Source organism: Xanthomonas hortorum (assembly GCF_024339125.1).
Taxonomy (GTDB): domain Bacteria; phylum Pseudomonadota; class Gammaproteobacteria; order Xanthomonadales; family Xanthomonadaceae; genus Xanthomonas; species Xanthomonas hortorum.
Genome location: NZ_CP101417.1, coordinates 4036186 through 4059263, shown reverse-complemented (window position 1 = coordinate 4059263; position 23078 = coordinate 4036186). Strand labels below are relative to the sequence as shown.

Sequence of the window (23078 nt, the reverse complement as noted above, 5' to 3'; positions counted from 1 at the left end):
ATGTATATTATGTCAGGAAATGCCCAGCTGATCTTCTACCTCACAGCCCCGTTGTCCTCCTGCAACTCCCGCTTGAAAGGCACATCCGGCGGCGGTCTGGCTGTTGCCGGCTGATCGTTGAGATTCGGGTCGCTCAGGCCGCAGCCGCCGCCGAACTGCAGCAGCGACACCACGCAGCTGATCTTGGTGGTCGTTCCCGGGATCGGGATCTCGATCTTCTTCAGGCCGCGGCGCACCCATTCCTGCAGCAGCGACTGGTTCGGCATCCAGTACTTGTCTAGCGAGGTCGGCGTGTAGCCGTATGGCGGACGTTTGAGCCAGGTGCCGCCCTGGGCGATCTGGTCGCGGGTCCAGGTGTCGGTGTCGCTGCCTGGCGGTCCGCGTTCGCCCGCGCCGTTGCCTGTATCGCCTGTTCCGGCGGCAACACGGACGCTGCCATCGGCGTTGAACATGCCGTCGCGTTGGCCATCGGCGCCGGTCGTTTTCCCGTCACGGTTGCGGTCGGATTTGCTCCAGTCGTCGGCCTTGGTTGCCACATCCCAGCCGCCGCTGCGATCAGCCAGCTGCGGGCCGGCGTTGCTATTGGTTGCAGGTTTGCTGGATGAAGATGCTGCTGCCCCGTTGGTGGATTGTTCGGATCGCGATTGGGTCGCTTGCGATTGTGTGGAAGGCGCAGTGGAAGGCGTCGGCTGCGCCGCAGCGCTAGTGGCTGATGCTGTCGGCGACGGAATGGTCGGGGTCGATTGGGCAGGCACCGCAGGTGCCGGCTGAAGCTGCGGCGCCGGATCCGGCACGCTCGGCAACTCGGCCGTTCGAACCGCTATTTCCGGCATGCGAACCGTCGGCGTGAGCTCGCGATTGCGCACGACTGGCGCAACGACCTGAGGTCGATCCGGCACGACGATTTCGCGCTCACGGACCGCTGGCGCATCGGCAGATCGCACCGCAACGTTGGTGGCAGGACGTTGCAACTCGCGCAATTGCGGCTGTTCGGTCACAGTCTGAATCTCACGCTGACGCACCTGTATCTGAGGCGCTGCAGCCTCGATCGGGCGCGGAGCCACGGTGATCGTGGGCGGTGGCGGCACTACGAAGTCGTTGGTGGCTACTGGCGTTTCGGTCACTTGCAGCGGCGATTCGATCGTCACCGGCGACACCTGCACCCTCACCTGCGGCACATCCGGCGTCGTCGGCTCGCTGACGGCAGCCACGGGTTCGGGCGCGACCTGCTGCGCCTCGGCAACACTTGGACTGTCAACGGAATCGGCGGTGGCCTGCGTTGGCTGAGGCGGCGGCGTTGCCGAAGCAGTGGTGTTATCACTCGCCGCATTCGCATTCGCTTGCGACGCTGCAGACGCTTCACCCGACGCCGCCTGCGCAGCAGCAGGTTCCCCTTCACCACCGCCCTGCTCCGCCGCGCCCTCGCCAATGAAGCTCATGCGCACGCGCGATTCGTCGCCCTGCGTGGTTTCATCCGGCGCCCAGCGCACGCTGACCACCCAGATCAGCAAGGCGATGAAACCGAGGTGGATCAGAAAACTGCCGAGCAGCGCCAGCCAATGCAGCGGGCGTTCGTCTTTCCGGCGCGGTTCCCAGTGTTGCCACCACAGGCTGCGAAAGGCCTGAAATGGAGACAGCAGCGCAGCAGTCTGCATGCTGTGCGGTAACGCTGGCCGCGCCAGCAGTACATCGGTCACCTGGCCGCGGTCGAACGGCGCAACCACGTTGTCGCGGTTGCGCATCCAGGTTGCCCAGCCGTAAGGCAGGCCAGTGCGCCGATCCAGAATGAGCTTGCTCGGCATGCGCGCGCGCAGTGCCTGCAGCAGATCGGCGGCCGTTGTCACCGGTGGTGCGGAATCAGGCCGCGCTGTCGCGCGGAATGTACGGCGCGTCGCCGGTGGCGTGGTCGGTCGCGTCGCGCACCGCAATCACGCCGGGCACGCGTCCCATCAAGGTCTTCTCGATGCCCTGCTTCAAGGTCACATCGGCCATGCCGCAACCGTGGCAACCGCCGCCGAAGCGCAGCAGCACCACACCATCGGCCGAGACCTCTTGCACTGCCACGCGGCCGCCGTGCGAGGCCAGCTGCGGGTTGATCTCGTTCTCCACCACCCAGCGCACGCGCTCCACCATCGAGGCGGAATCTGCCGGCGCCTCGCCCTTGATCTTGGGCGCCTTGATGGTGAGCTGCTGGTTGCCGGTGGACTGGGTGACGTAGTCGATCTCGGCGCCATCCACCCATGGCACGCTAGCGGCGACGATATATAAAGTGAAGCCGTCGCAGTCGATCGCCCATTCGTCGCCGCTGAGATCGGCCGGTTCGGCGAACTCGAGGCGGGCATCGGCGCGCGGGGTACCCGCATCCACCGCGCTCAGGCGCACGCCCATGCCGGGCACGCCCTCACGTTCGATGAGCTTGCGGAAATAGGTCTGGGCTTTGTCGGATATCTGGATCATGCGGGTTATTCTACCGCTCAATGCGCCCGCGCTCATGGAACACCGTGATCCCGCTGGGCGCGCTGTCCGCCACCCCTGCGAGACCGTCATGACCGATCTGATTCCCCTGGAGCAGGCCCATTGCCTCCCGCGCAAAGGCAGCGACCACAAGCTTGGCGAAGCCCGCCTGGCCGAGCTGTTCCCGCAAGTGCCGGGCTGGGAGCTGGCCGAAGCGGGCACGGCGATCACCCGCACGTTCCGCTTTGCCGACTATTACCGCACCCTCGCCTTCGTGAACGCGCTGGCCTGGATTGCCCACCGCGAGGACCATCACCCCGATCTGGGCGTGCATTACGACCGCGTGGTGGTGCGCTATTCCACCCACGACGTCGGCGGGCTGAGCGAGAACGACTTCATCTGCGCGGCCAAGGCTGCGCAGCTCTACGATCAGGGAGCCACTGCATGACCCGTTACCGCACCGCCCTCGCCTGCCTATTCGTTGCCGTCGGCATCAGCGGGTGTGGCAAGTCGTCCCAGCAGGCGTCCGCGCCAGCGGTTGCACCGACCGAGCTGGCCGCCTTGAAGACGCCGCCGCCGGAATACTCGCCGCAACTCGCCTGCGCCGGAGTCGGCGGAACCTCCGTGCTCAGAGTCGTGATCGGTACCGAAGGCACCCCCACCGACGTGTCGCTGGCGCAAAGCAGCGGTCAACCGGTGCTGGACGAGGCCGCGCAAACGCGCGTGCGCGAATGGAAGTTCAAGCCTGCCACCCGCAACGGGCAGCCGGTGCCGCAGACGATCCAGGTGCCGGTCGCGTTCAAGCCGCCGGTGCCGCGTCCGGACGAATGCTTCGCCATCGAAGAGCGTGCACGTCGCGGCGGCTAAGCCTTGATGGAATCTCGCAGGTAGCGCGTCGCCAGACAGGCGACGCTGGGGAAACGGACAGGCGAACGGCGCATGTCCGTTTCCGGCAGCAAATGCATTCGTTTGTTTGCCGCTTAATCGTTCTGCCCATCGCACCAGGCACCACACGTTCGTCATCCAGGCATGACCATCCTGCAATCGAGGGTGGCCGTGCGCCTATCGCGCAGCAATCGCCACGCTCCCCGCAGAAGTGCGTTCCATTCCACGAGGTCGTCGCGTCACATGCTCGAAGTGTCATCACAGAACGTCTGGACCGCGTTTGCGGTCACCCTGGCCGCCGGGCTCGCTACCGGGCTCGGCAGCCTCATGGTGGTGTTCTCCAAGAAGCCCAATCCGCGCCTGCTGGCATTCGGGCTGGCATTCGCCGGCGGCGCGATGGTGTACGTGTCGCTATCGGAGATCCTCAACAAGTCGATCGCCTCGTTCTCCAACGCCTATAACGACAAGCTCGGCTTTACCTTCGGCACCTTGGCGTTTTTGGCTGGCATGCTGCTGATCATGGCGATCGACCGCTTGGTGCCCAACCCGCACCAGAGCCTGTCCAGCGACGACCCGCAGTTTCGCGACGACAACCGCGCCTACATCCGTCGGGTCGGCTTGATGACGGCCATTGCGATCACCGCGCATAATTTTCCCGAAGGCCTGGCCACGTTTTTTGCGACGCTGGAAAGCCCCGCAGTCGGCATGCCGCTGGCGTTCGCCATCGCCATCCACAACATTCCCGAAGGCATTGCGATTGCAGTGCCGGTTTACTTCGCCACGCGCAACAAGTTCTATGCATTCGGCGCCAGTCTGCTGAGCGGATTGGCCGAGCCGATCGGTGCCGGCATCGGCTATCTGGCCTTGTCCAATGTGCTGTCCGAAGCGGTGTTCGGCACCGTCTTCGGCTTGATTTCTGGCGTAATGGTGTTTCTGGCGCTGGATGAATTGTTGCCCGCCGCCAAGCGCTATGCGAAAGGCCATGAGACCGTCTACGGCCTGGTGGCCGGAATGGGCACCTTGGCGATCAGCCTGGTGCTGTTCCGCTTTGCGACGCCCTGAGGCTGACGTGGCCTGCGGTGGCTTCGTTTAGCGACCCAGCCGGCCCAGCGCTTCGGCCAGCTCCGGCGCCAGCGGCGCATTCAGCACATACGGCGCCTTGCCGGCATCCAGTGCGAACTCAAGCGACGCCGCGTGCAGAAACAACCGCTTCAGGCCGAGCTGATCGCGCAGACGCTTGTTGACCTCCGCCTCGCCGTACTTGTCGTCGCCGGCCACCGCATGCCCCAGGTGCTGGGCGTGCACACGGATCTGATGGGTGCGGCCGGTCTCGATGCGGACTTCGCAGTACGAATGCCCGCCGCGTCGCTCGAGCAGCTTGAAGTGGCTCAGCGACGGCTTGCCGATCGCGTTCACCTGCACATGCCGCTCGCCGCCCTGGCGCAGGCCGATATGCAACGGCGCATCCACCGTCATCACCCCGTCCGGCATCCGCCCGACCAACAGGGTCAGGTAGCGCTTGGTGATACCGCGGCCCTGGACGCGGTCGTCCTCGCGCATCAGTGCCTGCATCTCGGTCAGCGCAGAGCGCTTCTTGGCCACGATCAGCAAGCCGGAGGTGTCGCGATCGAGCCGGTGCACCAGCTCTAAGGTCTGGTTTGGGCGTAACGCGCGCAAGGTTTCGATGGCGCCGAAGCTGATCCCGCTGCCGCCATGGCTGGCGACGCCCGACGGCTTGTTGAGCGCCAGCAGGCGCGCGTCTTCGAACACGATCGCCGCCTCCAGCCGGGCCATGAACGCCGACGGCGGCGCTGCCTTGTCGCCCTCCTCATTCACGCGCACGGGCGGGATGCGGACTTCTTCCCCACCCTCGAGCTTGCGCTCGGCCTTGGCGCGGCCGCCATTCACCCGCACCTGACCGCTGCGCACCAGCTTGTAGATCAGGCTGCGCGGCGCGCCCTTGAGCTGGCCAAGCAGGAAATTGTCCAGCCGCTGCCCGGCACGGTCTTCCGGAACTTTGAGAATGCGTACGCCTACACGGTCGGCAGGCGGCTGGGGGGACTGGGGGTCGGTCATCTGGCTCTTTATTCTGTTACACTCGGCGAGCGAGATAAGGGTTTGATTTCGTTGGAAGTTGATTGGCCAGAAGCCTGACTTCCGATGATTCCGGCACAGTGCGCGACCACCGCCCCCGGGGCGGCCATGTTAGCGGCTCACCGGCCTGCCCGGCCATCGCCGTCGGTTTTTGGACCGTCGCGCTGAACATGTCCCGTGCGCTGCCCCGGTTCGTCCGGACGCGGCTGCCGGCCCTGAAACACCTATAAAACTTAAAGACAAGCGCTCCCGCGGCCTGCCGTGGTGTTGCAGCGCTGGAAACCCTGGTCAGGCCTGTCCGCGCGTTGCGCGAAGGGCCGACAAGCTGTTCCAGAGGCGAAACGTCACGGCGTTCCGCGCGGTAGAGCGCGTGAGGAACGCAACAATGAAGCGAATGCTGATCAACGCAACGCAGGCCGAAGAGCTGCGCGTAGCGATTGTGGACGGCCAGACCCTGTACGACATCGACATCGAACAGCCGTCCAAGGAACAAAAGAAGTCCAACATCTACAAGGGCCGTATCACCCGGCTCGAGCCCTCGCTGGAAGCGGCGTTCGTGGACTATGGCGCCGAGCGCCATGGCTTCCTGCCGCTGAAGGAAATCTCCCGCGATTACTTCCAAGCTGGCGTCGACCACAACAAGTCGACCATTCGCGAGCTGTTGCGCGAAGGCCAGGAAATCGTGGTGCAGGTCGACAAGGAAGAGCGTGGCAACAAGGGCGCTGCCCTGACCACGTTCATCTCGCTGGCCGGCCGCTACATGGTACTGATGCCCAATTCGCCGAGCGCCGGTGGCGTCTCGCGCCGGATCGAAGGCGAAGACCGTGCCGCGCTGAAGGAAGCGCTGGACAAGCTCGATATCCCCGACGACATGGGCGTGATCATCCGCACCGCCGGTGTCGGCCGTGACGCCGAAGAGCTGCAGTGGGATCTCGATTACCTGCTACAGACCTGGAAGGCGATTGCCGAGGCGGCGCTGAGCAAGCCGGCGGCGTTCCTGATCTACCAGGAATCGCGCCTGATCATCCGCGCCCTGCGCGATTACCTGCGCGCCGACATCGGCGAAATCCTGGTCGATACGCCGGAACTGTACGCCGACGCCCAGGAATTCATGCAGCAGGTGATGCCGCAGAGCCTGCGCAAGCTCAAGCACTACACCGACGACATTCCGCTGTTCAATCGCTTCCAGATCGAATCGCAGATCGAAGGCGCCTATGAGCGCAACGTGCGGTTGCCGTCGGGCGGCTCGATCGTGGTCGACCAGACCGAAGCGCTGACTGCCGTCGACGTCAACTCCTCGCGCGCCACCAAGGGCAGCGATATCGAAGAGACCGCCTTCCAGACCAATCTGGAAGCGGCCGAAGAAGTGGCCCGTCAGTTGCGCCTGCGCGACCTGGGCGGCCTGGTGGTGATCGACTTCATCGACATGGCCTCGACCAAGCACCAGCGCGAAGTCGAAAACAAGCTGCAGAACGCGCTCAAGTACGACCGTGCGCGCGTGCAGCTGGGCCGTATCTCGCGCTTCGGCCTGATGGAAATGAGCCGCCAGCGCCTGCGTCCCAGCCTGGGCGAATCCAGTCAGATCGTGTGCCCACGTTGCGACGGCCATGGCCGCATGCGCAGCGTCGAGTCGTTGTCGCTGTCGATCATCCGCGTCGCCGAAGAGCACGCGATGAAGGAGAACACCGGACAGGTGCTGGTGCAGGCCCCGGTGGAGATCGCCAACTACCTGCTCAACGAAAAGCGCAGTGCGCTGCGCGAGATCGAAAATCGCCACGCCTCGCCGATCATCATCGTCGCCGACGAGCAGCTGCACACCCCGCATTACGAAGTCACGCGCCTGCGTGAGAACGAGCTGGGCGAAGACAGCGGCAAGCCGAGTTATCAGCGTGGTACGCCGCGCAAGTTGCCGGTGCATGCGCTGACCAAGGCGCAGTTGAACATCCCGGCAGCGCCTGCAGTGACCTCGATCAAGCCGAGCCAGCCGGCTCCGGTACGTGAGGAAGCCCCTGCCCCGGTCGCTGCAGCACCTGCGCCGGCTCCGGTCGTCGCACTGCCACTTCCTGCGCCGGTCACCGGCGTGGTCGGTTGGCTGAAGCGGATCTTCGGTGGCGTCGAGCCAGTGGCTCCGGTCCCCGAGTCGACCCAGCGTCCGCGCCAGAACGATCCAGCCCGTGGCAACCGCAACGAGCGTGGCGATCGTGGTGGTCAGCGCCGCGATGGCCGTGGTGAAGCGCGTAACGGCGGCAATCAGCAGCGTGGCAATGGCGGTAACGGCGGCAATGGCAACGGCAATGGCGCCAACAAGGAGCGTCGCGATGAGCGTCGCCAGCCTGCCAATGGCCAGAGCGCGCAGAACCCGCAGAATGGTGGTCAGGCGCAGCAGCAGGTGCAGGTCGCCAAGCCGCCGCGCAACGAACCGCAGGCGCCCAAGCAACCGCAGCAAGGCCAGCAGCAGCAAAAGCAGAAGCCGCAGAATCAGGCTCCGCGTCCCCCGCGTGCATCTGCACAGCAGGACGGCGCGCCGTCCGAGAGGCAACAGCGCCCCGCCCGTCAGGACGAAGGCACGGCTTCGGCACAGACGCTGACCGCAACTGCCGCAACCGCGCCGACTGCCGGTGTGGTTTCGGCAATCGCTGAAACCGCCGCGCCGGCGACGACGCACGTTCCCGCTAATGAAGCCAACCCGGCACACCCGGTCGATGTGATCGTGACCGAAGCGCATGCCGACCGTGGCACTGACGCCAGTGCAGACGGGCAGGCACCGGATGCAGCAGGCGATGATTCGGCCAATGGCGAAGGCGGCAGCCGTCGTCGTCGTGGCCGTCGTGGCGGCCGTCGTCGTCGTCGTGGCGCTGGCGCAAATGGTGAAGGTGGTATCGGCGCCGACGGCCTGGAAACGGACGATCTGGATGGCGATGCCGAAGGCGATCTCGATGGCGACAACGAGAACGAGGGCGACGAAGCCGGCACGCAGACGCATGCCTCCGCTGCACCGCGCGCCGGCCAGCCGGAATTCGACTTCGACGATGACGCCGCGCCTGCAGCAGCTGTCCGCGCCAAGCCGGAGTCCAGCACTCCAGCAGCAGTGAAGCCGCGTCCGGTGCCGAAGGAGCGTTCGGAAAGCCAGGTAGCGGCCGACACCACGTCGACCACTGCACCGGTTTCCAATGCCACGCCGTCCTTCGAACGGCAGGCTGCGGCGGCTCCGGTTGCAGCTGCAGCTGAGCAGACGCGTGGCGATGCTTTAGTTGCCTCTGCGGCACCTGTTGCGCAATCGGCACCGGCGGCGACACCTGCTCCGGTTGCAGCTCCGACGCCGACTCAGGCTTCGGTTGCTACTCCGGCTCCAGTTGCAGCTCCGTCTCCCGTCGCTGCTTCGACACCGGCTGCCAACCCGGCTCCCGTTGCAACTCCTGCCGCGGTCGTGTCGTCTGCTCCTGCAGCTGCGCCTTTCGAGCGTGCCGCTACGACGACGTCGGCGACTGCGCCGGAGTCGGTTACGCAGCAGAGGCAGGTGTCGTCGGCATCGACTGACGTTGCAGCACCCGCTGCGGTCAGCCCGGAACGCGCTGCACCCGTCGTGGCCCCGGCACCAGTGCAAGCGGAGTCGGTGAAAGCCGAGACAGCTCCGGCTGTTGCTCCAGTGCACACGCAAGCGGCACCTGCGCCTTCGAGCGTCCCGGCTGCCCAGGCTGAGGTGGTCACCGTCAAGCCGTCGCAAGCAGAGCCGTCCAGCGCTGCAAGCCCGGCTGTAGATGTCGCAGTGACCTCCACCACGACGGTGCCGCAGAGCACTCCGGCCGCTGACGCTGCTCCAGTGACTCAGGCACGCAAGCCGTACGCACCGGTGCAGACGACGCTGCTCGACGCATTGGCTCCGGCCGATGCCAAAGCACCGGCATCGTCGGCCTCGGCGCCTGCTGAAACGCCGGCACCGTACAAGGCGCCTGAGCAGCCTGCAGCAGTCGCCCCCGTAGCTCCTGCGAACGTGCAGAAGCAGGCAGACGATGCGCACAAGCCGACGGTTGTCGTTCCGGAAGCTGTAAAGCCGGTGGCTCCGTCGACCACTGTGACTGAGGCTCAAGAGCAGGAAGACGACACCAACAAGCCACGTAGCGATCACTGATCCCTGCATCGCCTGTTTCGACCTTGCCTGACTAATCAGGCAAGGTCGACGTCAAACAAAGCGGCCTTCGAGCCGCTTTGTTTTTGCGTGCAAGTTGCGAATAAGACGGCTGCGAGGATTCGCACCAGCGCGTTAGCTGCTGAGTGAGTCGCTTCGTTCTGAGATCTCGCTTGTCAGGAGCGAGACCAATCACCAGCGCATGACCTACATTGTTTGCGCGGGATCGGTCAGACCGTATTGGTTGGCCAGACGCGCCAGCGCGATGCTGTCCTGGATTCCAACCTTTTCGAACAGACGCGCCTTGTGCGTATTGATGGTCTTGGCACTGAGGTTCAGGCGCTTGGCGATGTCTTCCTGGCGCAGCCCCTGCGTCAGCAACAAAGCGACCTCCAGCTCGCGTGGCGACAACGCATCGAACGGCGAGCCGCCACCTTCTAGGTTGGAGAGCGCAAGGTTCTGCGCGATGGTGTTGCCGAGATAGCGCCGCCCCAGTGCGACTTCACGCACTGCACGCAGCAGTTCCTGCGCATCGCCGCCCTTGCCGACGTAGCCGGATGCACCGGCTTCGAGCAGACGCTTGGGCAGGGGGCCATCTTCCAGTACCGACACGATGACCACGCGGGTGCCGTAATCGCCCTTGACGATGCGCTCGGTGATTTCCAGACCGCTGACGCCGGGTAGATGCAGATCGCACAACACGATCTCGGGCTTGAGCTGGCGGATTTGCGGCAACGCCGACTCCCCGCTCTCGGCCTCTCCTACCACATCGATGTCCACTTCCTTGGACAGGATCATCTTCATGCCTGTACGCACGAGTGCATGATCGTCAATCAGAAAAACTCTGATGGTCATCCTTGTTGTCCTCGCTATGCGGCTGGCTGGTGCAGCCTATCTCCGTGAATAATTCAGGGCAAGCACGATGCGACGTATTACTTTCAAGTCAGAGACCAAAGCCTCTCGCCACGGTGAGGCATGACGCACATGCGGGGCAACGTTGCGTCGTGTTTGCATGATCCGAACACGCGCAGTGCGCGAATATCGGGAAATTCACTCGCGCCCGGTCAGATTTCCCCGGCCTCGGTGCTGCGCTCGGCATCCACCAGTGGGCGCAGTTCGGGATCCAGCGCGACACGCTCGTCGAAGACGAAGCAGCGGCCGTCATAGCCTTCGCCGCCGACCTCTTCGAAGTAGCCCAGGATCCCGCCTTCGAGCTGCAACACGTTGTCCATGCCATCGGCCTGCATCCACAGCGCGGCTTTTTCGCAGCGGATGCCGCCGGTGCAGAAGCTCACCACTGTGGCATCCGCCAGCGCAGTGCGATGCGGTTCCAACGCGCCCGGCAACTCGGTGAACTTGTCGATCGGCAACGTCAACGCACCCTGGAACGTGCCATATGCCACTTCCTGCGCATTGCGCGTGTCCAGCAGCACCAGCGGGCGACCGCGATCGTCGTGTCCTTGTCGCATCCATTCGCGCAGCACGCTTGGCGTCACTGCCGACGCACGTCCCTGCAGCGGCGAGGCATCGTCGCGACGGAAGCTGATGATCTCCGGCTTGCGCTTGACCTTGAGCCGCGCGAACGGCTGCTGCGCGCTCAGGCTGTACTTGATGCGCATCTGCGCAAAGCGCGAATCGCTCTGCAACCACGCATAGAACGCGCCGACCTGCTCGGCCTCGCCGGCCAGAAACAGATTGATGCCCTCTTCGGCCACCAGCACCGAGCCCTTCAACGCCTGCTGCTCGGCGTGGCTCAGCACGCTATCGGCAAGCTGCTGCGGGTCCTGGATGGCGACGAATTGATAGGCGGCGGTATTGGTGATCATCGGGTCATTTTAAGCCTGATGGCGCCGCAGTGGGTCAGCCGCGCAACAGCAGAAACGGCAGCAGTACCAGCGAGGCGACCACCAGCATGCCGATCAGCGTGGCGATCACGAACAACGGACGCTTGCGCAGCAGCGCAGCGAAGGTTTCGGCGGTGCCGGATGCCAGTGCCTCCTGACGCTGCGCGCGTGCGACCGCCCCGCGTTGGGCCTGATAGGCATCCATCGCCGCCTTGGCGCGCGGGTAGTCGGCATCGTCGCTGAGCCAGATGCCACCGGCGGAAATGCCCCAATTGCTCGGCCGCGTTTCGTAGATCTGCACCAGGTTCTCGCGCATCAGCGCTCGCACCTCGTCGGCTTCGTCATCGGGAACATTGCGCAGATTGAGCAGTAGCTTGGCCATGGGCGCGATGATAGCCGGAGCCAGATGCGATAATGGCGCACTTCCTTCATGGACCATCTCATGCGCCTTCTGTTGACGCTCTGTGCCGCCTTGTTGCTCGCGAGTTGCGCGCCTGCCCTGCCGCCGTCCGGTGGCAGCATCGCCACCTTCGAACGGATCGACCGCACCGTCGGCACCGGCGCAGTGGCAACGCCCGGCGCGATGGTCACCGTGCACTACACCGGCTGGTTGTACGACGAAAAGGCCGCCGACAAGCACGGCAAAAAGTTCGACAGCTCGCTCGATCGCGCCGAGCCATTTCAGTTCGTGTTGGGCGGCCATCAGGTCATCCGCGGCTGGGACGATGGCGTTGACGGCATGCGCGTGGGTGGCAAGCGCACCTTGATGATTCCGCCCGATTACGGCTATGGCGATAACGGTGCAGGTGGGGTGATTCCGCCTGGCGCCTCGCTGGTGTTCGATGTGGAATTGCTTGGCGTGCAGCCGCGCTGAGTGCCTGAGCAATGACGGATGTGAGCAAGCGGCGGCTGGCGGTGATTGGCGGCGGGCCGGCCGGCTTGATGGCCGCAGAAGTGGCGTGTGCGGCCGGCCTTGCGGTGGACCTTTACGAGGCGAAGGGCTCGGCCGGGCGCAAGTTTTTGATTGCCGGCAAGGGCGGTTTGAATCTCACCCATTCGGATCCGATGCCGCTGTTTGCGCAGCGTTATCGCGAGCGTGCCGAACCGGTGGCGGCCTGGTTGCGGGACTTCGATGCGGACGCGCTACGCGATTGGGCGCGCGGGTTGGGTGTGGACACCTATGTCGGCAGCTCCGGGCGTGTGTTTCCGATGGATCGCAAGGCGGCGCCGTTGTTGCGTGGCTGGGTGCGTCGACTCAAGGAACAAGGCGTGGTCTTTCATGTGCAGCATCGCTGGCTTGGTTGGAGCGAGGACAGTGCACTGCGCTTCGACACACCAACCGGTGACATCGAGCGCGTCGCAGACGCGGTGGTGTTGGCGCTCGGTGGCGGCAGTTGGCCGCAGCTTGGCTCGGATGGTCTGTGGCAAGCGCCACTGCAGCAACGCGGCATCGCGGTTGCGCCCTTGGTGCCGGCCAATTGCGGTTTCGACATCGACTGGAGCGCGCATTTTGTGCAGCGGCATGCCGGTGCGCCGCTCAAGCCGGTGGTGGCGCATTGGCATGATCGCCATGGCGTGCAACACGAACTGCAGGGAGAGTGCGTTGCCACCGCCACCGGAATCGAAGGCAGCCTGATTTATGCGTTGGCTGCAGACTTGCGAGAGCAGATCGATGCGCAAGGCGTGGCCGAACTTGGCCTGGATCTGGTCCCTGGACGTTCCCTTGAGCGCGTGAGCGCCGAACTGGACAAGCCGCGCAAGGGACGGAGTTTTAGCGAGCATTTACGCCGGCAGGTCGGCATCGATGGCGTCAAGGCGGCGCTGCTGTACGAACACCTGGGCAAACAGGCCGGCGACAATCTTGTGCAAGTGGCACGCACGCTCAAGCAATTACCGTTGCGCTTGCTCAGGCCGCGCCCGCTTGCCGAGGCGATCAGCTCGGCAGGCGGCGTGCGGCTGGAAGCGCTGGACGATGGGCTGATGGCGCTCGCACAACCTGGCGTGTTTTGCGCCGGAGAAATGCTCGATTGGGAGGCACCGACCGGCGGCTATCTGCTGACCGCCTGCTTCGCCAGCGGATTACGTGCCGCACATGGCGCGGTGCACTGGCTGCAGCAGCAAGACGGGTGAGTTACAGACGATCGTTGACCGCTTCGCGCGGCCAAACCGATTTGACGTCGTAAATCACCGCGCCGGGTTTGCCCAACGCGGCGATGCGCTGGGCGTCGTAGTCGCGGTACTGCGCATGCGCCACCGCCAGCACGACCGCGTCGTAGGCACCTTCGTCCGCAACCTCGCACAACTGCACGCCGGCATGCTGCAGGGCTTCTGCCGGGTCGGCCCAGGGGTCACAGGTATCGACCTGCACGCCCGCAGCTTGCAGCAACTGCACCAGTTCCAGTGCGCGGCTATTGCGTAGATCCGGGCAGTTCTCTTTGAAGGTCGCGCCCAGCACCAGCACCCTCGCCTGCGCGAGCACCACGCCGCGCGTGGCGAGCATGCCGCAAACGCGCTCGGCAACGTGCCGGCCGACACGGTTATTGACCTGCCGCGCGGTATGGATCAGATCCGGGTGATAGCCCACGCTCTCGGACTTGTGCATCAGGTAATACGGATCCACGCCGATGCAGTGGCCGCCGACCAGCCCGGGCCGGAATGGCAGGAAATTCCATTTGGTTCCGGCCGCTTCCAGCACATCCAGCGTGTCGATGCCCAGTTTGTCGAAGATCAATGCCAGCTCGTTGACCAGCGCGATATTGACGTCGCGCTGGATGTTTTCGACCACCTTGGCAGCCTCGGCCACGCGCATCGACGGCGCGCGCCAGGTACCTGCGGTGATGATGCTGGTGTACAGCGCATCGACCGCATCGGCAGCTTCTGCGGTGGAGCCGGAGGTGATCTTGCGGATATCGCGCAGACGCCGTTGGCGGTCGCCCGGATTGACGCGTTCGGGGCTGTAGCCGCAGAAAAAATCGTCGTTAAAACGTAGCCCCGATGCGGCTTCGAGCAAGGGCACGCAGACTTCTTCGGTGGTGCCCGGATACACGGTGGATTCGTAGATCACCAGGTCGCCGGGCTTGAGCGCGGCGGCGATCAAGGTGGTGGCGCTGCGCAGCGGCTCCAGGTCGGGTTGCTCGAAGCTGTCGATCGGCGTCGGCACCGTGACGATGAAGATGCTGCACGCGGCCAGGTCGGCCGCGTTCGCGGTGTAGCGCAACCGGGTGGCGGCAGCCAGTTCGGCGTCGTCCAGTTCCAGCGTGGCGTCGTGGCCATCGCGCAACTGCGCTACCCGCTGCGCATCGATGTCGAAGCCCAGCGTGTCGCGCTGCTCGCCAAAGGCAACCGCCAGCGGCAGGCCGACATAGCCCAGCCCGATGACGGCGATACGCGCTTGAAGCGGTGCGAGAAGCGTGGTGCGGGACATGCGGTTCCTTCGATCGTGCGCGGGCGGTTTTCCACGCGGCTATACAGCGGCAGGATAGCGCAGGCCGCACAGGCGCCGGCAGTGCAGCAAGACATACGCACAGAGATTCACAATCGGCGCGCAATCAGGCACGCTATCGCAATGCCCGGGTGGCGAAACTGGTAGACGCAAGGGACTTAAAATCCCTCAGCTGCAAGGCTATGCGGGTTCGATTCCCGCCCCGGGCACACTCTTCATCCATCTCCATCTGTCACGCGCTCGCAGCCGTGCTTGGCACGAATACGTTGGCAGATGTCGCTCGGACAGGTAAGCCGGACGAAGTTGAAGGCGTCGATGATGTCCAGCACGCAAGGCGACCAGCTCGATGACGGCATGCAGTTCGTGCTGTTGAGCAGAAACACGCCTCCAGCGAGCGATCCAGGCATCGATTCGATCGAGGCATTGCACGGGCGTTGGCAGTACGCCCTGCCCTGCCTGGGCGGTAGCAGTTTGATCGTGCAGATCATGGCATTCGAACTTGCGCAGTTTTCGCTGGAAGCATTTGGTCTCTGCAACATCGCATGCCCTGACACGATTGCGCGTAGCGTCCGAAAACGCCAGGCCGAGTATTTCTTCGGTCGACTGGCTGCGCAACAAGCCTTGCAGCATCAGGTACTGGTCGCCGCCGGTATGTGCCCCGACATCGCCACCGGCAGCTCGCGTGAACCGCTATGGCCAGCGCAGGTGATCGGCAGCATCTCGCACACCAATCGCCTGGCCGCGGCGGCGGTTGCACCACTTGGCAGATGGCGCGGTATCGGCATCGATCTGGAGCACGTGGTCGGTGCTGACGCACGCGAGGCGTTGTTGAGCACTGTCGTGGATAGCTCGGAGCTGGCGTTGCTGCAGTCGATCTGCGGGTCCACCCACGTGCCGCTGGAAGTGTTGCTGACCATCGTCTTCTCTGCCAAGGAGAGTCTGTTCAAGGCGAGTTTTTCCGCAGTAGGCCGCTACTTCGATTTTTCCTGTGCGCACATGGTGGCACTGGATCCCATTGCGGGAGTCGTCCGTTTTCAGCTCAGCGAGCAGCTCTGCCCGGGGTTCAGCCGACATACGTGTAAAAATGACTCGCAGAATCCGATTTCTTTTGTGAAAACATGAAGTTGCCAGATAAAACGGCGCTTCCATCGGCTCATCCACTACCTCGTCCCTTTCGAGGTTCGACACGCTGCAACTGTCTTGCGGCGACTATGCGAGACCGGTCGGTCGCAGGGTGGGTCATAGACGGATGCCGCCGGCTTCACAGCAGAGCACGCAAGAACTATTCGGGAGTACACGCAGCCGGGATTGAGGGCCGGCAGGAATCTGTGAAAAAATTCTTTACTAACAGCAAGTTATCCCACTTTTGGCTGTTTTTTGCACGAATCCCTGCCGACCCTCCACCTCATCCAACTCTCCTGGGGCAGCCTCTGTATGAGGAGCGCCGAAGGCAGACACCGAATCAAGAAGCGACGGATCGAACTGACGTAGCAGATCGCTGAAGCTGCCCGCTGAGAATGCAGGCATGGGTGCAGGGGGGGGCGGCAGCCGGGTCTGAGACATCGTCCGCCGAGCCGGCAAGCCATCCAGGGGGCCGCCAGCAGGCGGAGACACCCCCCGATCTGCAGTCGGCTGAACCCTATCCGGTTGGGGTCCGGGCAGAAGTTCGCGGGCAGGAATTGGCGTGCGCGAACGAATGGGATCCATCAGGCATACCTCTTTACAGAAAACATGGTCGCCTCAAGACTAAAGGTCTCTGGTCCCTACACTTCTTCCGAATCCGCATGGCAGCACACAACTTCGGGTGATCCTGGCAACCTTCGACGACCGGGGTTGAGGCGCAGACGTGGCGGCGATCCCGGACCCGTATGGAGGGCCGGCAGGCGGTTGTGAAAAACTTCTTTGATGACCGCGAGTTAGCTCACTTTTGGCTGTTTTTTACACGAATCCCTGCCGACCCTCAGGTGCAATCGGTTCTGCGTGCAGCCGATGACCCGCAACCCACCGTGCACGTCGCTGTCACTGCCGCGCGGCCGCCGCGCGCCAAGCCGGCGCCGCGACGGCGTGCTGCGCAACCCTCCGACGCTTCGCCGGCCGCGCAGGTGGATCTACGCACGCTCGGCTACAGTCAGCAGCAGCAAGAAGAGATCAAATCGGAGGCTCGTTCGACAGTAGCGCAGCACCACAAGGCACTGGTCGGCCATGGGTTTACACACGCGCACATCGTTGAGCTCAGCAAACACCCGGCAGCGTTAGGGACCGTCGCTGTCAAGTATCAGGCCATGATCGCGGCGTTGCCAGAGGCGACACACAAAGACGTCGTTGGCGTCGGCAAACAGGGGTCCGGCGCACGCGCTCTGGAGGCATTGCTCACGTTGGCGGGAGAGTTGAGAGGTCTACCGTTACAGTTGGACACAGGCCAACTTTTCAAGATTGCAAAACGTGGCGGCGTGACCGCGGTGGAGGCAGTGCATGCATGGCGCAATGCACTGACTGGTGCCCCCCTGAACCTGACCCCGGACCAGGTGGTGGCCATCGCCAGCAATGGCGGCGGCAAGCAGGCGCTGGAGACGGTGCAGCGGCTGTTGCCGGTGCTGTGCCAGGCCCCCCATGGCCTGACCCGGGAGCAGGTGGTGGCCATCGCCAGCAATGGCGGCGGCAAGCAGGCGCTGAAGAGCATTTTTGCACAGTTATCTCGCCCTGATCCGGCGTTGGCCGCGTTGACCAACGACCGCCTCGTCGCCTTGGCCTGCATCGGCGGACGCTCTGCGCTGAATGCAGTGAAAGACGGATTGCCGAATGCGCTGACATTGATCAGAAGAGCCAAAAGCCGTATTCCCGAACGCACATCGCATCTCGTTGCCGACCAAACGCAAGTTGTTCGCGTGCTGGGTTTTTTCCAGTGCCACTCCCATCCAGCGCAAGCATTTGATGAAGCCATGACGCAGTTCGGGATGAGCAGGCACGGGTTGTTACAGCTATTTCGCAGGGTGGGCGTCACCGAACTCGAAGCCCGCAGTGGAACGCTCCCTCCAGCCTCGCAGCGTTGGGGTCGTATTCTCCAAGCATTAGGGATGAAAAGGGCGAAACCGTCCTCTGCTTCGGCTCAAACGCCGGACCAGGAGTCTTTGCATGCATTCGCCGATTCGCTGGAGCGTGAGCTGGATGCGCCCAGCCCAATGGACCAGGCAGGCCAGGCGCTGGCAAGCAGCCGCCGCAAACGGTCCCGATCGGATCGTTCTGTCACCGGCTCCTCCGCACAGCAAGCTGTCGAGGTGCTCGTTCCCGAACAGCGCGATGCGTTGTCCCTCCTCAGCTGGGGTGTAAAACGCCCGCGTACCAGGATCGGCGGCCTGCCGGATCCTGGCACGCCCATGGATGCCGACCTGGTAGCGTCCAGCACCGTGGTTTGGGAACAAGATGCGGACCCCTTCGCAGGGACAGCGGATGATTTCCCGGCATTCAACGAAGAGGAGCTCGCATGGTTGATGGAGCTATTGCCTCATTGAGGCTCAGTCGGGGACTACCTGAACGGACCCGAATACATCAGCGGAGCACTGCTGGGGTGGGCGCAACGCAACGGCATCCGCATCGAACACATCCAGCCGGGCAAGCCACAACAGAACGCCTACGTTGAACGTTACAACCGCACGGTCCGCTACGCCTTTCTGGCCCGCACCCTGTTCGACACCATCGAGCAGGTGCAGGACAAAGCCACGCGCTGGCTATGGACTTACAACCATGAGCGCCCGAACATGGCGCTAGGCGGCATCACGCCAGCGATGAAACTGGCGATGGCTGCATAACTCCACTTCTGGAGTCCGCTAAAAGCGGACGGATTACCAAAAACTGGTTCCATCACGCCTTCTCCGAAAAACAACGAGGACTCAAGAATGCGACCTCTTTCGCCCTATTCAGCCATCATCGCCAATGACCTGATCGACAACAGCCTCGCCGATCCTCACTCGCCCGATCAGGAAATCGCCGACACCGTCAATTGGCGCCGCACCCAACACGGCCAGGACGCGTTGGCGCAATTGGCTGAGATGGCACCTCCGTGGAGACGGCGTGTTCTTCCCGCCGATCCCACCCCGTATCGGATCCAGGAGATACGGCAACACCGCCTCAACCGCGCCTCTACCTCCATACAGTCCGCGCCACCTGCGCCACCGCCGGCAGTGTCGTTGTCCGGAGAGCTTGCGTTTGACCCGATGCCATCCTCCGCCTCAAGCGCCCCTGCATTACAGGAGGTTGCCAACCGGTCGGAGCTGTCGGTGCCTGCGGGAGAGTCTGTTGATTGCCCTGCAATCGCGCTCCCCCCTACATCGAGCTATTCCCAGGGCGTTGGACACTGTCCCGCCCCTTCCGCTTCATTGTTAGCCAGTTCGTCGACGCACGCGACAGTCATGCCGACTCCCGCCAGCACGGGCAAGGGACCGATCGTCCCCGGTCTTCCCTCACAGGCTCCCGGCTCGAGCACGCCTGGGCCAATTCCCAAATCCACGCTGTACGGGCGCCAGAAGGTGGTCGACCCGGAAACGGGGGAAACCGTGTCAAAAGCCGCGCAGTACCGGCATCAGAAGGTGTTCGACCCGAAAACGGGGAAACTCGTGTCAAAAGCCGCGCTGTACGGGCGTGAGAAGGTGTTCGACCCGAAAACGGGGGAATTCGTGTCAAGAAACACGCTGTCCAGTCGTCAGAAGGTGGTCGACCCGAAAACGGGGGAATTCGTGTCAAAAACCGCGCTGGCCAAGCGTCAGAAAAAGCGGTTGAAGAGCTCTGGGATTTGAGAGTCGGGGGGTAATCCCCCCTCAGATCAGCAGGAGCCAGAAGTGGAATTTTCTCGTAACCTTTCCTGAGGAGATTTCCATGAAGACATCACGATTCACCGACAGTCAGATCATCGCGGTACTCAAGCAGGCCGAGGCCGGCACGCCTGTGCCAGAGCTATGCCGTGAGCACGGCATCAGCTCGGCAACCTTCTACAAGTGGCGTAGCAAGTTCGGCGGTATGGACGCATCGATGGTGTCCCAGCTCAAGGAGCTGCAGGAGGAGAACCGGCGCCTGAAGAAGATGTATGCCGAGTCGCAGATGACATCCGAGGTGCTTCGGGAGGCCATGGCAAAAAAATGGTGAGGCCATCTCAACGCCGAGAGATGGCCCGATGGGCGGTGAACAACAAGGCGATGAGTATCCGGTCAGCCTGCATGGCGTTTACGGTCAGTCAGACCTGCTACCGCTACCAGGCCAAGGCATCGGATGAGAACGCGCTGATCGCCGACTGGTTGATCCGATTGACCACCGCTTACCGCGACTGGGGCTTCGGCTTGTGCTTCCTGCACCTGCGCAACGTCAAGGGCTTTGGCTGGAACCACAAGCGCGTGTATCGCATCTACCGGGAGCTGGAGTTGAACCTGCGGATCAAGCCAAGGAAGCGGCTTGTGCGAGAACGCCCAGAGCCGCTGGCTGTGCCCGAGTCGATCAACCAGGTCTGGTCGATGGACTTCATGCACGACCAGCTCAGTGATGGGCGCAGCTTCCGATTGTTCAACGTGATTGACGACTTCAACCGCCAAGGGCTGGGGATCGAGGTCGACCTGTCCTTGCCCTCGGCTCGTGTGATTCGGGCACTGGAACAGATCATCCAGTGGCGCGGCAAGCCGCGCGTGATTCGCTGCGACAAGGGGTTCAGCCGACATACGTGTAAAAATAGCTCATACGTTCGTATTTCATTCATTGCATCAGTGCGTTAGCGGATATTTTGGGCAGCAAAGCAACACCGCAGTGTCATTGCAGCGGCACTGGGCTGAAGACGTGCAGGCCCTGGAGCCGCCCGATGTCTCCAGGACAATTTGGCCAACCTCGCGTCGTGCCAGCTAGTGCACCAGCTTGCGATGGCCGGCCGCGCGTTGGCCTTGGCGATCGCCACCGCCCGGCGTGGCGGTGGTTACGCCATCGCTGTCAGCGTGTTGGTGGCGCAAACCCCAGGCGCCATCGGCCAGCACGCACACCCCACTGGATTCGGCGTTGACCACGTTCTCCACCTGCGCCTCGCTGGTGATCACGAACTGGCGCAGATAGTTGCTTACGCGCACATCGCAATAATTGGCGCCGGCTGCCTTGGCGGTGCTCAGCGCGGTATCGGACAAGCGCCGGCTGCGTGCGGCATCGTTGGGCGTGAGCAACTGTTTGGCGGCGATCAGGCGGGTGTTCGGCAGCAGCAAGCCGGCAGCACCAATGCCCGACAGGGTGAGGAAGGTACGACGGTCCACGGCGGTTCTCTATCGCATGGCGCGCGGCGATGCGATGCCGGACACAGGGCGGCCGTGGAACGTCGCGCCGCAGTGCGGGCAGCGGCAGCGCCCGCATCGATCCAGAGACCTATGTCCCGTTTGCACACTTCTGCGTTGCGGCACATCGAAACGTCAACCGCCGTAGCAGAACCGAGCACGACCACTGTCGAGCGCAAACCGGTTCCCGCAAGCTGCGCGACTCGCGGCCTTGCGCCACGCCGGGTCAAGGGCGGCAAGCAGCCACTTTCATGCGGTACACCAGGGACATCCGATGAACCTCTCTCTTTGCACCATCGTGGCGATCGCCATTGCCGCCTGCGTGCCGCCGTGCACGGCCGTTGCCGCCGACTGGTACGTCGCCCCCACCGGCAACGACGGCAATCCCGGCACCCGCGCCGCCCCCTTTGCCAGCGTGATGGCTGCGCAGGCCGCCGCGTCCGGTGGCGATACCGTTTACCTGCGCGGCGGCACCTATCGCCTGACCAGCGCCAACATCAGCGTGGTGCGGCAGCCCTACGCCGTGGTCAACGAGATCACCAAGCCCGGCATCGCCTATGTCAACGTCGCCAACGAGCGGCCGGTGTTCGACTTCTCTGCGGTGACGCCCACCGGCCTGCGCGTGGCCGCATTCCGGGTGGCCAGCAACAACTGCGTCTTTCGCGGATTCGAGGTGGTGGGTGTGCGGATCACCATTGCAGACCGCCTGACCCAGTCCGAGGCATTCCGCGTTGACCGCGGCAACGGCAACCTGTTCGAGAATCTGGCGATCCATGACGGCCAGGCGATCGGCTGGTACCTGGTTTCCGGCAACGACAACCGGGTTCACAACGTCGATGCCTATAACAACCGCGGACTAAATGCCTTCTCCGATGGAAACATCGACGGTTTCGGCGTGCACCCGACGCTTGCCGGAAGCACCGGAAACCTTATCGAAGGCAGCCGCGCATGGTTCAACAGCGACGATGGGTTCGACCTGATCAATGCTGCTGCCGCAGTCACCCTGCAACGCAACTGGTCGTTCTACAACGGGTACGACAGCGCATTCACCCCGCTGGGCAATGGCGCAGGCTTCAAGGCAGGCGGCTACGGCCGCAACGGAAGCGATTATCCCAAGCCGGTGCCGCGCCATATCGTGCGGTTCAATCTGGCAGTGGGCAATCGATCCAACGGCCTCTACGCCAATCACCACATCGGTGGGCAGGAGTGGATCAGCAATACATCGATCAAGAACGGCCGCGCCAACTACGACATGCAATCCACCTTAAGCGACAACCTCACCGACGTGCCTGGATACGACCACCATCTGGCCAATAACCTGGGATTCGGAACGCGCATCGAAATGATCAACCTGGGGTCTGCCAGTGAGAACGATATCGGCCGCAATTCGTTCAATCTTCCCCTTGTCATCAGTGCAGGCGATTTCGTCAGCCTGGACGAGCGACAGCTCATGCGTCCGCGCCAGGCCAACGGCGACCTACCCATCATCACCTTCGCCACCCTGGCACCGGGCAGCGCCTTGATCGACGCCGGCGCCGATACCGGTGAGGCCTTTAACGGACGTGCGCCGGACCTGGGGGCATTCGAGGCGCGTTGATCCGGACGATGGCGCTAGCCGCCTGGCCGGCGGTTAGCACCATCGTGCCCGGCAGGATTAGGGGTCGGCAGGGATTCGTGTAAAAGGCCTTTACTGACAGCGAGTTAGCTCACTTTTTTTGGGGGGTGTAGGCCGGTGAACCGCCCCGGCTTCCGGCACTCCGCATGCCGTCTGGTTCGATGCGCCCATCGCCAGCGCCGCGCGACGCCTGACCGAGCTGGCCCGCGCGCATGCTGGCCCGCGACCTCCACGTCTGGCGGTTTAGCGCTGGTCTCGCGCCATTTTATGAATTGTGATCGAGGACGAAGTAACGCGTTGCCGCAGAAGTGGCACTTCTCTAACGCGG

General features: G+C 63.5%; 17 protein-coding genes, 1 tRNA gene and 4 pseudogenes. 13 read left to right on the top strand and 9 right to left on the bottom strand.

Annotation, left to right across the window (positions count from 1 at the left end; genetic code table 11):
• Positions 1–35: 35 nt before the first annotated feature.
• Together NMB96_RS17365 and NMB96_RS17360 are read right to left on the bottom strand one after the other, a co-directional pair.
• Positions 36–1844 carry a hypothetical protein gene (locus NMB96_RS17365; RefSeq protein WP_023904056.1) on the bottom strand — a complete coding sequence of 603 codons (1809 nt, stop codon included), beginning with the start codon at positions 1842–1844 and terminating at the stop codon, positions 36–38.
• Positions 1845–1857: 13 nt separating this feature from the next.
• On the bottom strand, positions 1858–2457 hold the full coding sequence (locus NMB96_RS17360; RefSeq protein WP_006450396.1) for an NfuA family Fe-S biogenesis protein: 600 nt from the start codon (positions 2455–2457) through the stop codon (positions 1858–1860).
• An 88-nt stretch (positions 2458–2545) separates the two neighbouring features.
• Between NMB96_RS17360 and NMB96_RS17355 the strand changes: the two genes are divergently transcribed.
• The 3 genes from NMB96_RS17355 to zupT all read left to right on the top strand — a co-directional run bounded on the left by NMB96_RS17355 (position 2546) and on the right by zupT (position 4401).
• Positions 2546–2902, top strand: coding sequence for a 4a-hydroxytetrahydrobiopterin dehydratase (locus NMB96_RS17355; RefSeq protein WP_023904057.1), 357 nt, complete (start codon positions 2546–2548; stop codon positions 2900–2902).
• Positions 2899–3321 (top strand): energy transducer TonB, encoded by a 423-nt coding sequence (locus NMB96_RS17350; RefSeq protein WP_023904058.1) that lies wholly within the window; start codon positions 2899–2901, stop codon positions 3319–3321. The genes NMB96_RS17355 and NMB96_RS17350 overlap by 4 nt, the downstream gene beginning before the upstream one ends.
• 261 nt (positions 3322–3582) lie before the next feature.
• A complete protein-coding gene (zupT, locus tag NMB96_RS17345) occupies positions 3583–4401 on the top strand; it encodes a zinc transporter ZupT (protein WP_023904059.1) in 819 nt (272 codons plus the stop codon).
• A 27-nt stretch (positions 4402–4428) separates the two neighbouring features.
• On the opposite strand, the gene NMB96_RS17340 is transcribed toward zupT, so the two are convergent.
• A complete protein-coding gene (locus NMB96_RS17340) occupies positions 4429–5415 on the bottom strand; it encodes an RluA family pseudouridine synthase (protein ID WP_023904060.1) in 987 nt (328 codons plus the stop codon).
• Positions 5416–5827: 412 nt separating this feature from the next.
• Between NMB96_RS17340 and NMB96_RS17335 the strand changes: the two genes are divergently transcribed.
• Positions 5828–9562, top strand: coding sequence for an Rne/Rng family ribonuclease (locus NMB96_RS17335; RefSeq protein WP_255086987.1), 3735 nt, complete (start codon positions 5828–5830; stop codon positions 9560–9562).
• A 204-nt stretch (positions 9563–9766) separates the two neighbouring features.
• Here NMB96_RS17335 and NMB96_RS17330 read toward each other — a convergent pair whose 3' ends face one another.
• The 3 genes from NMB96_RS17330 to NMB96_RS17320 form a co-directional block, all read right to left on the bottom strand.
• The gene (locus NMB96_RS17330) at positions 9767–10414 is read right to left on the bottom strand and encodes a response regulator (protein WP_023904062.1); all 648 of its coding nucleotides are present in this window, start codon (positions 10412–10414) and stop codon (positions 9767–9769) included.
• 209 nt (positions 10415–10623) lie between these two features.
• Entirely contained in the window at positions 10624–11385 is a 762-nt protein-coding gene (locus tag NMB96_RS17325; protein ID WP_255085343.1) for a sulfurtransferase, read from the bottom strand.
• Between the two features lie 34 nt (positions 11386–11419).
• Positions 11420–11785, bottom strand: a complete 366-nt coding sequence (locus tag NMB96_RS17320) for a DUF6164 family protein (protein ID WP_104552014.1) — start codon at positions 11783–11785, stop codon at positions 11420–11422.
• Positions 11786–11845: 60 nt separating this feature from the next.
• Here NMB96_RS17320 and NMB96_RS17315 point away from each other — a divergent pair, with 60 nt between their 5' ends.
• Both NMB96_RS17315 and NMB96_RS17310 read left to right on the top strand, forming a co-directional pair.
• The gene (locus NMB96_RS17315) at positions 11846–12277 is read left to right on the top strand and encodes an FKBP-type peptidyl-prolyl cis-trans isomerase (RefSeq protein WP_043889788.1); all 432 of its coding nucleotides are present in this window, start codon (positions 11846–11848) and stop codon (positions 12275–12277) included.
• Positions 12278–12288: 11 nt separating this feature from the next.
• Entirely contained in the window at positions 12289–13533 is a 1245-nt protein-coding gene (locus NMB96_RS17310; protein ID WP_255085342.1) for a TIGR03862 family flavoprotein, read from the top strand.
• A 1-nt stretch (position 13534) separates the two neighbouring features.
• Here the strand turns inward: NMB96_RS17310 and NMB96_RS17305 are convergent, their stop codons facing one another.
• Positions 13535–14827 (bottom strand): nucleotide sugar dehydrogenase, encoded by a 1293-nt coding sequence (locus tag NMB96_RS17305; RefSeq protein ID WP_255085341.1) that lies wholly within the window; start codon positions 14825–14827, stop codon positions 13535–13537.
• 143 nt (positions 14828–14970) lie between these two features.
• On the opposite strand from NMB96_RS17305, the gene NMB96_RS17300 reads away from it, so the two are divergent.
• Together NMB96_RS17300 and NMB96_RS17295 are read left to right on the top strand one after the other, a co-directional pair.
• Positions 14971–15054: transfer RNA gene (locus NMB96_RS17300), tRNA-Leu, on the top strand.
• Between the two features lie 109 nt (positions 15055–15163).
• A complete protein-coding gene (locus tag NMB96_RS17295) occupies positions 15164–15967 on the top strand; it encodes a 4'-phosphopantetheinyl transferase family protein (RefSeq protein ID WP_255085340.1) in 804 nt (267 codons plus the stop codon).
• A gap of 276 nt (positions 15968–16243) precedes the next feature.
• On the opposite strand, the pseudogene NMB96_RS23585 reads toward NMB96_RS17295, so the two are convergent.
• Positions 16244–16552: pseudogene (locus tag NMB96_RS23585) on the bottom strand (hypothetical protein); the annotation flags it as partial.
• 257 nt (positions 16553–16809) lie between these two features.
• On the opposite strand from NMB96_RS23585, the gene NMB96_RS17290 reads away from it, so the two are divergent.
• The 4 genes and pseudogenes from NMB96_RS17290 to NMB96_RS17275 all read left to right on the top strand — a co-directional run.
• Positions 16810–18354 (top strand): hypothetical protein, encoded by a 1545-nt coding sequence (locus NMB96_RS17290; protein ID WP_425520930.1) that lies wholly within the window; start codon positions 16810–16812, stop codon positions 18352–18354.
• Positions 18355–18375: 21 nt separating this feature from the next.
• Positions 18376–18651, top strand: a pseudogene (locus tag NMB96_RS17285) (transposase); the annotation flags it as partial.
• A gap of 87 nt (positions 18652–18738) precedes the next feature.
• The gene (locus NMB96_RS17280; protein ID WP_023905861.1) at positions 18739–19635 is read left to right on the top strand and encodes a hypothetical protein; all 897 of its coding nucleotides are present in this window, start codon (positions 18739–18741) and stop codon (positions 19633–19635) included.
• A 79-nt stretch (positions 19636–19714) separates the two neighbouring features.
• Positions 19715–20532 (top strand): annotated as a pseudogene (locus tag NMB96_RS17275) (IS3 family transposase); the annotation flags it as partial.
• 215 nt (positions 20533–20747) lie between these two features.
• Here NMB96_RS17275 and NMB96_RS17270 read toward each other — a convergent pair.
• Positions 20748–21117 (bottom strand): annotated as a pseudogene (locus NMB96_RS17270) (TldD/PmbA family protein); the annotation flags it as partial.
• A gap of 292 nt (positions 21118–21409) precedes the next feature.
• Between NMB96_RS17270 and NMB96_RS17265 the strand changes: the two are divergent.
• Positions 21410–22732, top strand: coding sequence for a right-handed parallel beta-helix repeat-containing protein (locus NMB96_RS17265; RefSeq protein ID WP_255085339.1), 1323 nt, complete (start codon positions 21410–21412; stop codon positions 22730–22732).
• The last annotated feature ends 346 nt before the right edge of the window (positions 22733–23078 follow it).

Bases quoted from the DNA above. Each gene is read 5' to 3' on its own strand.
- NMB96_RS17355 (WP_023904057.1), top strand. From the start codon at position 2,546: ATGACCGATCTGATTCCCCTGGAGCAGGCCCATTGCCTCCCGCGCAAA.
- NMB96_RS17320 (WP_104552014.1), bottom strand. From the start codon at position 11,785: ATGGCCAAGCTACTGCTCAATCTGCGCAATGTTCCCGATGACGAAGCC.
- NMB96_RS17340 (WP_023904060.1), bottom strand. From the start codon at position 5,415: ATGACCGACCCCCAGTCCCCCCAGCCGCCTGCCGACCGTGTAGGCGTA.
- NMB96_RS17325 (WP_255085343.1), bottom strand. From the start codon at position 11,385: ATGATCACCAATACCGCCGCCTATCAATTCGTCGCCATCCAGGACCCG.
- NMB96_RS17280 (WP_023905861.1), top strand. From the start codon at position 18,739: ATGCGACCTCTTTCGCCCTATTCAGCCATCATCGCCAATGACCTGATC.
- zupT (WP_023904059.1), top strand. From the start codon at position 3,583: ATGCTCGAAGTGTCATCACAGAACGTCTGGACCGCGTTTGCGGTCACC.
- NMB96_RS17295 (WP_255085340.1), top strand. From the start codon at position 15,164: ATGTCCAGCACGCAAGGCGACCAGCTCGATGACGGCATGCAGTTCGTG.
- NMB96_RS17360 (WP_006450396.1), bottom strand. From the start codon at position 2,457: ATGATCCAGATATCCGACAAAGCCCAGACCTATTTCCGCAAGCTCATC.
- NMB96_RS17315 (WP_043889788.1), top strand. From the start codon at position 11,846: ATGCGCCTTCTGTTGACGCTCTGTGCCGCCTTGTTGCTCGCGAGTTGC.
- NMB96_RS17330 (WP_023904062.1), bottom strand. From the start codon at position 10,414: ATGACCATCAGAGTTTTTCTGATTGACGATCATGCACTCGTGCGTACA.
- NMB96_RS17350 (WP_023904058.1), top strand. From the start codon at position 2,899: ATGACCCGTTACCGCACCGCCCTCGCCTGCCTATTCGTTGCCGTCGGC.
- NMB96_RS17265 (WP_255085339.1), top strand. From the start codon at position 21,410: ATGAACCTCTCTCTTTGCACCATCGTGGCGATCGCCATTGCCGCCTGC.
- NMB96_RS17335 (WP_255086987.1), top strand. From the start codon at position 5,828: ATGCTGATCAACGCAACGCAGGCCGAAGAGCTGCGCGTAGCGATTGTG.
- NMB96_RS17305 (WP_255085341.1), bottom strand. From the start codon at position 14,827: ATGTCCCGCACCACGCTTCTCGCACCGCTTCAAGCGCGTATCGCCGTC.
- NMB96_RS17310 (WP_255085342.1), top strand. From the start codon at position 12,289: ATGACGGATGTGAGCAAGCGGCGGCTGGCGGTGATTGGCGGCGGGCCG.